Genomic DNA, 11411 nt, shown 5'->3' on the forward strand with positions numbered 1-11411 from the left:
AGTCCCTCATCGCGAGCAGGCTCACTCCTACAGTGGGTCTGTGGTGTTTCAGGGATTGCTCACCAGACTCAGCCAGTCGGTGAACAGCTTCACCTTCGACAGGCCTTGTTTGTCATTCGCCACGTCCAGCCAATAACCATACGGGCCGATCACTTCAATCGGGGTGATCGGCAACAGGCTGCCGTTGGCCAGTTCCTTTTCGATCATCTGCCGGTCGATCACCGCCAGGCCGCCACCCGCCAGTGCGGTGTGAATCACCTGGTCCAGGGTGCTGAATTCCAGGCCTTGGGCGGCATCAATGTCATCACGGCCCATGGCCGCCAGCCAGTTTTCCCAGACCTTCAGGCGTTTGCCGTCGTGGAGGATGTGCAGCAGCGGAAATTGCTGCAGATCCGGCGCTTGCTCGCCGTCGAACAGTTCAGGGCTGGCCACCGCGATATGCCGTTCCATCACCAGCAATTGGCTGGCGCAGTGCGTCGACGCCGCGAGGCCGAAACGGATGTGGCAATCAATTTCGGCGAGGCTGTCGTGGCTGGCCTGATTGGTCACACTGAGGCTGATATCCGGGTAGCGCTGGCAGAACGCACGCAAGTGTGGCGAGAGCCAGCGAGTCGCCCAGGTGGGCGGCGCGAGTACGCGCAGGCGTTGGCGCAGATTGGGCACGCGCACGGCTTGCAGGGCGCGTTCCATGTGGTCGAAAGCTTCAGCCAGATGCGGTTTGAGGTTGCTGCCGGCTTCGGTCAGCGACAGGCCTTGCGGGGTGCGCACGAACAGCGCGACGCCGAGGTAGTCTTCGAGTTGTTTGATCTGGCGGCTGACCGCGCCCTGAGTGACGTTCAGGCCAAGGGCGGCCTGACTGAAACTGCGGTGGCGCGCGACTTCTTCGAACACGCGCAGGGTGTTGAGGGAGGGCAGTTGACGCATGGAGGCAGAACTCCGGGATCGGGCGGTTTATTGTTGTTTTGATATGAGCCTATCTGACTATCGGTGAGGGTTTGATGCAAGTGTTGTCTGGTCGGACGCCATCGCAGACAAGCCCCACACACAGGTATCAAGGTGACCGCAAATATTGCGGCCGCCATCAACTCTGTGGGAGCTGGCTTGCCAGCGATGGCTGACTTTCAGGCGCTGAAAGTTCGGGCGTCAGAAGTAATACCCGACGTTCACATACATTTCCCACAGGATTGATGGCGGTCGCAATATTTGCGGTCACTGTGATACCTGTGGGAGCTGGCTTGCCAGCGATGGCTGACTTTCAGGCGCTGAAAGTTCGGGCGTCAGAAGTAATACCCGACGTTCACATACATCTGGTTTTCCCACTGATCCAGCCCGCCCGCGCCCAGGCTCTGCGTGTAACTGCTGCCGCCGATGTACGGATCATTCCGGCCAATCAGCCATTCGGCCGCGACCCACAACTTGCTCACCGAAAACGAGCTGCCGAGGATCATCCGTTGCGAGGTCTTGTAGCCTTCGGCGGATTTGTCGAAGGCGCTGTAGTTGGCGTAAAGCTTGATCCCGCTGATCTGGTCGAACAGGTATTTGCCGGCGACGTCGTAACTCAGATCGGCCACGTACAGATTGCCGCGACTGGCGACGTTGTAGGTGCCGTCGTAACCGCCGAGCGTGACCACTTCGTCGCTGCCGGGATTGCGCGGCGACATCTGCTGGCGTGCGGCCTGCAACTGCACGCCCCATGGGCCGTTCTTGCCCAGGTAGTGCACGGCCACGGCGTTGCGTCGGCCGTCATTGTCGGTGTCTTTGTTCTCGAGGGTTGAGGTCAGACCGGAGAGACCGACCTCGGATTTCCACGGGCCAAAGTCCAGTGATCGGGCGACGCGCAGGACCACGGTGTTGCGTTCCTGGTTGGCGCTGCCGTCGGCGACATAACTGTCCGCTTCGGAGACCACGCTGGAATAGGTCACACCGTTGCTGGTGCCTTTGCCTTGCCACGCCGGGCGCAGGTAGTAACCGGCCTGAAGGTTCCAGTCGCCGCTTTGCTGGATGTACTTGGCGCCGACCTGTTGCACATCCTCAAGGCCGATGACGTTGCCCAGGGTTTCGTAAAACGTACTGCCGAAGTACGGCTGCAAACCGAACGGCACCGTGTTCAAGCCGACCTGCACCTGCTGCTCCGGATTGAATTTATAACCTGCCCAGGCGAACTTGGCGAAGCGGATGTCGCCGTAATTTTTTGTGTACTTGTAAGGGTAGGAACGACCGTAGAAGCGGTACTGCGCCTCGCCGATCCAACTGTCCGAGTTGTATTTGGCACTGAGGAAGACCGTGTCGAGGCCAAACTTTTGAATGTCGCGATCCGGGTCCACGTCCCAGCGTGCGCGAATGGCGCCGCCCAGATCCAGATTGTCGGTGACCTGAACGGCCATCGCCGGGGCGGCAACGCTGCAGAACAACGCGATCGAAGTGGTGCGCAGACGAAAAGAAGCAGAGAAGGGCATGGCGCGGCTCTCGATTGTTTTTATTAGAGATGCCGCGCAGTTTTGCCAGCCGCCGATTGTTGGACAAACGATAAAAACGTCGGGCAAACCTGCGTTGAATGCATGTTACCGGCAAAAGGCTGTAGGACAATCTGGCGGGTTCGTGGGATGCTCTGCGCCTTGTCAGTGGTTTTCGAGTACCTCGATATGAAACGCAAAATGCCAGGCCTGAATGCGCTCAAAGCGTTCGAAGTGGCCGGCAGCACCGGCAGTTTTACCCGCGCCGCCGAGTTGCTCAATGTCACCCAGAGCGCAGTCAGCCGTCAGGTGCGGCAGCTGGAAGAACAGCTCGGCGAGAGCCTGCTCGAGCGTCGTCACCATCATCTGGAACTGACCGCTGCCGGCAAGATTCTGCTGCGTGCGCTGCACCAGTCGTTCGACAAGATCGAGCTGACGGTGCGCAGTATCCAGCAGAAAACCCATTCCAATCGTCTGCACGTCAATGCGCCGCCGACCTTTACCAGTCGCTGGCTGATGCCGCGTCTGGGGCGACTTCGCGAGCAGCATCCGGAGCTGGAACTGAGCATCACCACGCGCTTGCAGGACAGTCTCGCGGAAACCAGCACGCTCGATTGTGCGATTCGTTTTGGTGACGGTGAGTGGGACGGCCTCGACAGCTCGCTGCTGATTCAGGAACGCCACATCGCGGTCTGCGCGCCCTCGCTGTACGCCCGTGAGGGCGGCGAGCAGGGCATTGATCTCAATCGCTTGACGCTGCTGCATGTGCTGGCCAAGGAAGATCAGCGCTACCTGACCTGGAAGCACTGGCTCGACGCCGCACGCATCCACGGCGTCGATACTCAGGGCGGTTACGAATTCGATCTGCTCGACCTGGCGATCCAGGCGGCGACCGATGGCCTGGGCATCACCATTGCCGACTGGCACATGGTCGCGGCCGAACTGGCCAGCGGGCAGTTGACTCAAGTGCTCAACGTGCATGTTGAAGGGCATCAATCGTATTGGCTGGTGACCCGGCCGGAGCAGACCGAGACGCCGCAGTTGCAACTGTTCAGTCAGTGGCTGCAGGAAGAGATCTGGCTCGCACAGCGCCAGTTAGAGCCTTCGACCGCAGCCATCTGATAAACCCGTGGTTCCCTGTGGGAGCGAGCAGGCTCGCTCCCACAGGGGGCAGGGGTGTACTTCGGAGTAACCTGCATTTTTCGAATGTTTCTTCGCCGGATAAATCGTTTGTTGAAGTCGCCATCGATGACAAGACTGGCGGCATTGATAAAAACAAACGATGGGCGATGCACATGCGAACCGAGCGAAATTTTGTTAACGGCCAATTCATCGAGCCTGCCAGCGCGGCGCTGATCGCGGTTTACAACCCGGCCACCGAAGCGCTGCTCGGCCATGTCTCGGCGGCGACCGCTGAAGAAGCCACCGTCGCGGTCGAGGCCGCAGCCATTGCGCAGAAAGCCTGGGGCCGACTCACCAGTATCGAACGCGCAGAGCATCTGCGAGCGTTTGCCGCCGCCCTTGAAGATCGCGCCGAAGCCATCGGCGCCGCCCTGGCCGCCGAATCCGGCAAAAGTGTCAGCGACGCCAGCAACGAAGCCCGTTATGCGGCGCAGATCACCCGGTATCACGCCGAGTGGGCACGCCGCATCGAAGGCGAAATCATTCCGAGCGACAGCCCCGACGAAAACCTGTTTCTGCACCGCGAACCCATTGGCGTCGTCGCCTGCCTGATTCCGTTCAACTACCCGGTCTACACCCTGTTGCGCAAAATCGCCCCGGCGCTGATTGCCGGCAATACCGTGGTGGTGCGGCCGAGCAACAACACGCCGACCTCGGCGTTCGAAATTGCCAAAGCGGTACAGCAATCGGGCATGCCGGCGGGTGTGATCAATATTCTGACCATGGATCACGCCACCGCAGCGGCCGTCTGCACCCATAAGGCCGTGGGCCTGATCACCCTGACCGGCAGCGTCAACGCCGGGCGGATCGTCCTCGATTACTGCAAGGCCAATATCGCCAAACCGTCGCTGGAACTGGGCGGCAAGACCCCGGCGATCATCGAGGCCGACGCCGATCTTGAAGCAGCGGCCAGCGCGATCATCGCGTCGAAGACCACCCACTGCGGCCAGTTGTGCACGGCGGTGGAGCGGGTTTACGTGCAGGAAAGCGTCTACGACCGATTCCTCGCATTGCTCAAGGCCAAGATTGCACTAGTGAAATTCGGCGACCGCGCCACAGACGCGAGTCTGATGGGGCCGCTGGTCAACGCCAGTTCGCAGAAGAACATCCATGCCATGGTTGAACGCGCCATCGCCGACGGCGCCGTCCTCGAAAGCGGCGGAGTGCTGCCCGAAGGCCCGGGGCATTTCTACCCGCCGACCTTGCTCAGCGGTTGCCGCCAGGACATGGAAATCGTCCAGGAAGAAATCTTCGGCCCGGTGCTGCCGGTGCTCAAGTACCGCGACATCGACGAAGCGCTGGCCATGGCCAACGATCACCAGTTCGGTCTGTCCTCGGTGCTCTACACCGAGAACTACCGCACCGCGCAGAAAGTCGCCAACGCCATCGAGGCCGGCGAGTTGTACGTCAATCGCACCCCGGCCGATCCGTATCAGGGTTATCACGCGGGGTGGAAACGCTCAGGCCTGGGCGGCGATGACGGCAAGCACGGCATGCTCGAATTCACCCAGACCCGACTCGTGGTCATGAAGTACTGATCCACTGCACCACGCCTCACGCTGCACCTATAAAAACAATTATCAGGGGCGCCCGGACACCGGGTCGCCCGAGGTCACTTCAATGTCCAAGCATGCATCCTCTGCTGCCGCTGTTCAGGGTTCCGATTCGGCTGTGAAAAGCCCGAGCGACAAGGGAAGTCGCTATTTCCAATTGATGTTGCTGGTGCTCGCCGCCGGTGCGATCTATCCGATTCTGTACCTGCGTCAGGTCTATCAGACGACCATGCTCGAAGTGTTCCAGATCAGCCACAGTGAACTGGGCTATCTGTACTCGATGCTCGGTACGATTTTCCTGCTCAGTTACTTGCCGAGCGGTTGGCTGGCCGATCGTATTGCGCCGCGCTTCCTGATTTTCTTCTCGCTGGTGGCGACCGGGGCGCTGGGTCTCTGGTACTCGACGGCGCCGTCGCTGACCGGGCTGATGATCATCTTCGGTTGCTGGGGGCTGACCACCGGTTTGACCTTCTGGGCCTCGGTGCTCAAACGCGTGAAAATGATCGCCCACCACACCGAGCAGGGACGCTTTTTCGGCATCCTTGACGGCGGTCGTGGCCTGGTCGAGGCGCTGCTGGCAACCGTTGCGCTGGGGCTGTTTGCCTTCGCCACCGAAACCCGTGGCGAGTCCAGCGCTGAAGGTTTTCGCCATGTGGTCTATCTCTACGCCTTCACCTGTATCGCCATCGGCTGTGTGCTGGTGTTGATCAAGGATCCGAAGTCGATGGAAGAAACGCCAGCGGTGGAGAAGGGCAAGTTCAACCTGCTCAGCGATCTGGCGACGCTGGTGAAGATTCCCGAGCTGTGGCTGGTCACGGCCATTGTGTTCTGCGGTTACCACATCTTCTGGGCCACCTACAGTTTCTCCGACTACCTGCAAGGCAGCGGCATGACTGCGGTCATGGCCGGCACCATCACCACCATCAAACTGTGGATGCGCCCGATTGGCGGCATCGGCGGCGGCTGGCTCGGCGACAAGTTTTCGAATATTTCGGTGCTGATCGTGGCGTTGTTGCTGGCGAGCCTGGCCATCGTCGGACTGATCGTTTTCCCGGCGCTGAACAGCATGGGCCTGTTGATTGCCACGGTGATTTTCATCGGTCTGATGACCTATGCGATTCGCGGTCTGTACTGGGCGATCCTCGACAGCTGCAACATTCCGCTGCGCATCACCGGCCTGGCCATCGGCATCGTCTCGGTGGTCGGTTACATGCCGGATGCCTTTATCCCGCTGATCAACGGCTACCTCACCGAGCACTTCCCCGGTGCCCTCGGCTACAAGCTCTACTTCGGCTACATCGCCGCCATCGGCCTGATCGGCACGCTCGCTGCCGTGACCCTGCGTGCCCGAATCAATCGCCAATCTTTGAACAAAACAGGTGCCTGAGATGAAAATCGTCGCCCTTGAAACCCACATCGTCGCCGTACCACCACCGCACATCGGTGGCATGTACTGGCTGTTCGTCAAGCTCAAGACCGATTGCGGCATCGAAGGTGTCGGCGAGATCTATGCCGCGACCTTCGGCCCGAAAGCCATGTTGCCGATCATCGAGGACGTGTTCGAACGCTACCTGCTCGATCAGGATCCGCACCACATCGAACGCTTCTTCCGTCAGGCCTATTCGAGCGGTTTCACCCAGCGCCCCGACCTGACCATGATGGGTGTGGTCAGCGGTCTGGAGATGGCGTGCTGGGACATCATCGGTAAAGCGGCGAACAAACCGGTGTACGAATTGCTCGGCGGCAAAGTCAACGAGCGCCTGCGTTCCTACACCTACCTGTACCCGGTCAACAGCCGTGGCGAGTACGACTACGACGACCCGGACCTGGCGGCCGAATGCGCGGTCGAGAACATGAACAAAGGCTTCACTGCGTTGAAGTTCGACCCGGCCGGCCCGTACACGGCGTATTCCGGTCACCAGATCTCGCTGGAAGTGCTCGAGCGCTGCGAAACCTTCTGCCGCAAGATCCGCGAAGCAGTGGGCAATAAGTGCGATTTGCTGTTCGGCACGCACGGGCAAATGGTGCCGTCCTCGGCCATCCGTCTGGCCAAGCGTCTGGAAAAATACGACCCGCTGTGGTTCGAAGAACCCGTGCCGCCGGGGCAGGAAGAGGCGATGGCGCAAGTCGCGGCCAAGACCAGCATCCCGATTGCGACCGGCGAGCGCCTGACCACCAAGTACGAATTCTTCAAGCTGTTGCAGGCCGGCGGTGCGTCGATTCTGCAGATGAACGTGGCGCGCTGCGGCGGCCTGCTCGAAGCCAAGAAAATCGCCAGCATGGCCGAGGCCTACTACGCGCAAATTGCCCCGCATCTGTACAACGGGCCGATTGGCGCGGCGGCGAGTTTTCAGCTCGCCACCTGCACGCCGAACTTCCTGATCCAGGAAAGCATCGAGACCTGGGGCGGCTTCCATGCCGAGATCTTGAAGAAGCCGTTGCAGTGGGAGGACGGCTACATCATTCCGTCCACCGAGCCGGGCCTCGGGGTTGAGCTGAACATGGACGTCGTGCGCAAGCATTCGCCGTACACCGGCCAGCGCCTGCACCTGCAAATGGCCCCGACGCCTGCGGACGTCAAAGACACATCGCCAGCCAAGGGCTGACGGGACAGGCGCAGTTCCTGTGGGAGCGAGCCTGCTCGCGAAAACGGTGGGTCATCCTCTGAAAATGGCGGCTGATACGACGCCTTCGCGAGCAGGCTCGCTCCCACAAGGGAGTGTGGTGCGCTTTTCGATTTGTACAACGACTTACGCGGTAACCGTGCATGACATACGACTACATCATCGCTGGCGCAGGCGCCGCAGGCTGCGTGCTCGCCAACCGGCTCTCGGCGTCGGGCCAATACACCGTGCTGTTGCTTGAAGCGGGCGGCAAGGACAATTCGCTGTGGTTCAGGATCCCGGTCGGCTTCGCCAAAATGTATTACAACCCGACCTTCAACTGGATGTACTACAGCCAGCCGCAGAAGCAGCTCGGCAACCGCGAAATCTATGCCCCGCGCGGCAAGGTGCAGGGTGGCTCGGGCTCGATCAACGCGATGATCTATGTGCGCGGCCAGGCGCATGATTTCGACGATTGGGCGGCCAACGGCAACGATGGCTGGGGCTTCAAGGATGTCTTGCCGTACTTCCGCAAACTGGAAAATCATCCGCTCGGCGACAGCGAGTACCACGGCGGCAGCGGCCCGATCAGCATCACGCCGATGAAGGGCCAGACGCACCCGATCTGCGATGTGTTCCTTGAAGGCTGTTCCGAGCTGGGTTATCCGCGCAGCGAAGATTTCAACGGCGCGAAATTCGAGGGCGCCGGGCTCTATGACGTCAACACCCGCAACGGCGAGCGTTGCTCCAGCAGTTTTGCGCATCTGCATCCGGCACTGAAACGGCCGAACCTGACGGTTGAGCATTACGCCCTGGTGGATCGCGTGCTGTTCGACGAAGCGCAGCAGCGTGCGACGGGGATTTCGGTCACCCAACACGGCGTGGCGCGCACCTTCACGGCGCGCAAGGAAGTGATCCTGTGCGCCGGCGCTGTCGATACGCCGAAGATCCTGCAATTGTCCGGTGTCGCGGATCGCGAGTTGCTGGCCAGACATCAGATTCCGCTGGTCAGACACCTGCCGGCCGTGGGCCAAAACCTGCAGGATCACCTGTGCGCCAGTTATTACTACAAGGCCAATATTCCCACGCTCAACGATGAGCTGAGCTCGCTGTTCGGCCAGTTCAAGCTCGGCGTGAAATACCTGCTGACGCGCAAGGGCGCACTGGCGATGAGCGTCAATCAGGCCGGCGGTTTCTTCCGTGGTGACGAGCAGCAGAACCATCCGAACCTGCAGCTGTACTTCAACCCGTTGTCGTACCAGATTCCGAAGAACAACAAGGCCAGCCTCAAGCCAGAGCCTTATTCCGGGTTCCTGTTGTGCTTCAACCCTTGCCGGCCTACCAGTCGCGGGCACATCGAAATCGCCTCGGACAATCCCCGTGATGCGGCGCTGATCGATCCCAATTACCTGAGCACGCAAAAGGACATCGACGAGGTCATTCAGGGCAGCCGCCTGATGCGCAAAATCATGAACGCCCCGGCGCTCAAGAGCATCACCGTCGATGAGGTCCTGCCGGGACCTGCGGTGCACACCGATGAACAGATGTTGCAGTATTTCCGTGATAACTGCGGCTCGATCTACCACTTGTGCGGTTCTTGCGCGATGGGCGCGGACGAGCAGGCGTCGGTGGTCGACAAGCGTCTCAAGGTGCATGGCTTTGACGGGTTGCGGATCGTCGATGCATCGATCTTTCCCAACGTCACGTCGGGCAATACCCATGCGGCGGTGTTGATGGTGGCGGAGAAGGGCGCGGACCTGATTTTGCAGGACGCGTAATCGGTTTGTTGATGGGCGGCGTTCCCGATCATGCCGCCCTCGCTAAAACGCCAGTGCATCAACATTCCAGACGCCGCTCAATGAGCGGCGTTTTCGTTTGCGCCATAAAAATCGAAATGCTGCATCCAATCCTCGGGTTGCTTCGTATCTGCTTCAGAAGCAATCGCGCCTGCGCCCCGGGTGACAGGTATTCAGTGTTCCACTTTGGATGATCAGACGAATGCATCGGTCAGGGACTGTCGAAGTGATGTTGCCACCCACGGATGATCTGCTGTTTTTGCAGTGTCTGTTGAGCGGGGAGCAGCAAGCGTTTGTCGATCTGGTCAACCGCTATCAGGGCGCCATGCGCGCGGTTGCCGTGGCGATTGTCGGGCGCCGGCACATGGACGATGTGGTGCAGGAAGCCTGGTTGGCGGTGGTGCGGGGGCTGGCCGGGTTTCAGGGGCGATCGAGCCTGAAGACGTGGATTCTGACCATCACCGCGAATGCCGCGAAATGTCGCTACGGGCAGAATCGCCGGGATGATGTGCCGCTGCCGATCAGCCGTTTCGACGAGGAATGCTTTGCGTCTGACGGCAGTTGGCAGGCCGGGCCGCCGCTCTGGCACGAAGACACTCCCGAGGCGTTGCTGCATGAGCATGAGCTGCGCGAATGCCTTGAACAGGCCCTGAATGACTTGTCCGAGACCCAGCGTAGCGTTCTGGTCTTGCGCGAGCGTCAGGGCCTGGAACTGGAGGACATCGCGCAGTTGCTCGATCTCTCGCTGACCAACACCCGAGTATTGCTGCATCGGGCGCGGCTCAGTGTGTTTGCGGCGGTCGAGGGTTATCAGCAAGTGCGTGGCTGACGGCGGATCGTATGCCGTTGCCCATCAAAGCGTATCGACCAGCCAATCGCGAAACGCCTTCAGCGAAGGCAGCGCTTCATTGCGCGGCGGATACACCAGGTAATAGCTGCGGCGGCTGGTGATCGGCTCGCCCAGTTGCAGCAATTCACCGTTGAGTAATTCGTCCTCGACCAGAATGCGCGGCACCAGGCCCACGCCAATATTGGCACGCACCGCCTGAATCAAGTGTGAGGTCATTTCAAAGCTCGGGCCGATGCGCATGCTGCGATGCGGCAAGCCGTGATGGCTGAACCATTCGGCCCACGCCTGCGCATTGCTGCTGACATTGAGCAGCAGTTGCCCGGCAATCTGCTGCTCGGCGTCGTTGCGCTCGGCGGCCGACAATTGCGCACTGGCGATCACCACCAGTTCCTCGGTGTGCAGGGGCAGTGACGTCAGTCCTGGCCATTCACCGCCGCCGACGCAAATCGCCGCGTCGATTTCGCTGGTGTCGAAGTCGATGGCTTCGATGCGCGAATGCAGGTGCACGGTCATGCCCGGGTGCGCAGTGTAGAAATCCTTGAGGCGCGGCAGCAGCCACTTCGAACCAAAAGTCGGCAGCGTCGCCAGGCGCAAACTGTGGATGCCGGAACCGAACGCCATCGCTTGCAGCGTGGCACTGCGGATTTGCCCGAGGGCCTCAGCCAGTTCGCGCTGATACATGCGCCCGACATCGGTCAGCACGACTTTGCGCCCCTCGCGATTGAACAGACGCATGCCGAGCATCTTCTCGAGAATCTGTACCTGACGGCTGACCGCGCTTTGCGTCAGCGACAGTTCGTGGGCAGCGCGGGTGTAGCTTTCATGGCGAGCGGCAGCCTCGAAGGCCAGCAACAACGACATGGAAGGGGTGAGCGTTCGTGGATTCATTCGGAAAAGTCATTAATAGCGGGTCGAATTTACGGTTGTCCCAGCGTGCTTCAACAATGAACATGGGCAACATGAGATGGCGGAGC

General features: G+C 60.3%; 9 protein-coding genes. 6 read left to right on the forward strand and 3 right to left on the reverse strand.

Annotated features, from left to right (window positions below; translation table 11 throughout):
* Positions 1 to 48 precede the first annotated feature (48 nt).
* Both ACIOWE_RS04795 and ACIOWE_RS04800 read right to left on the reverse strand, forming a co-directional pair.
* Complete coding sequence (locus ACIOWE_RS04795) at positions 49 to 924, reverse strand: LysR substrate-binding domain-containing protein (protein WP_401387989.1); 876 nt, start codon at positions 922 to 924, stop codon at positions 49 to 51.
* A 353-nt stretch (positions 925 to 1277) separates the two neighbouring features.
* Positions 1278 to 2456 carry a hypothetical protein gene (locus ACIOWE_RS04800; RefSeq protein WP_401387992.1) on the reverse strand — a complete coding sequence of 393 codons (1179 nt, stop codon included), beginning with the start codon at positions 2454 to 2456 and terminating at the stop codon, positions 1278 to 1280.
* A 186-nt stretch (positions 2457 to 2642) separates the two neighbouring features.
* On the opposite strand from ACIOWE_RS04800, the gene ACIOWE_RS04805 reads away from it, so the two are divergent.
* The 6 genes from ACIOWE_RS04805 to ACIOWE_RS04830 all read left to right on the forward strand — a co-directional run bounded on the left by ACIOWE_RS04805 (position 2643) and on the right by ACIOWE_RS04830 (position 10416).
* Positions 2643 to 3575, forward strand: a complete 933-nt coding sequence (locus tag ACIOWE_RS04805; RefSeq protein WP_401387995.1) for a LysR substrate-binding domain-containing protein — start codon at positions 2643 to 2645, stop codon at positions 3573 to 3575.
* Positions 3576 to 3748: 173 nt separating this feature from the next.
* A complete protein-coding gene (aldA, locus tag ACIOWE_RS04810; RefSeq protein ID WP_401388180.1) occupies positions 3749 to 5173 on the forward strand; it encodes an aldehyde dehydrogenase in 1425 nt (474 codons plus the stop codon).
* 82 nt (positions 5174 to 5255) lie between these two features.
* Positions 5256 to 6575, forward strand: a complete 1320-nt coding sequence (locus tag ACIOWE_RS04815; RefSeq protein ID WP_401387998.1) for a nitrate/nitrite transporter — start codon at positions 5256 to 5258, stop codon at positions 6573 to 6575.
* Position 6576: 1 nt separating this feature from the next.
* Positions 6577 to 7794, forward strand: a complete 1218-nt coding sequence (locus ACIOWE_RS04820; RefSeq protein ID WP_401388001.1) for a mandelate racemase/muconate lactonizing enzyme family protein — start codon at positions 6577 to 6579, stop codon at positions 7792 to 7794.
* Between the two features lie 161 nt (positions 7795 to 7955).
* A complete protein-coding gene (locus ACIOWE_RS04825) occupies positions 7956 to 9569 on the forward strand; it encodes a GMC family oxidoreductase (RefSeq protein WP_401388004.1) in 1614 nt (537 codons plus the stop codon).
* A 250-nt stretch (positions 9570 to 9819) separates the two neighbouring features.
* Positions 9820 to 10416, forward strand: coding sequence for an RNA polymerase sigma factor (locus ACIOWE_RS04830; RefSeq protein WP_401388183.1), 597 nt, complete (start codon positions 9820 to 9822; stop codon positions 10414 to 10416).
* Positions 10417 to 10440: 24 nt separating this feature from the next.
* On the opposite strand, the gene ACIOWE_RS04835 is transcribed toward ACIOWE_RS04830, so the two are convergent.
* On the reverse strand, positions 10441 to 11325 hold the full coding sequence (locus tag ACIOWE_RS04835; protein WP_401388007.1) for a LysR substrate-binding domain-containing protein: 885 nt from the start codon (positions 11323 to 11325) through the stop codon (positions 10441 to 10443).
* Positions 11326 to 11411: the final 86 nt, after the last annotated feature.

It is taken from the genome of Pseudomonas sp. NPDC087598 (assembly GCF_044743525.1).
GTDB lineage: Bacteria > Pseudomonadota > Gammaproteobacteria > Pseudomonadales > Pseudomonadaceae > Aquipseudomonas.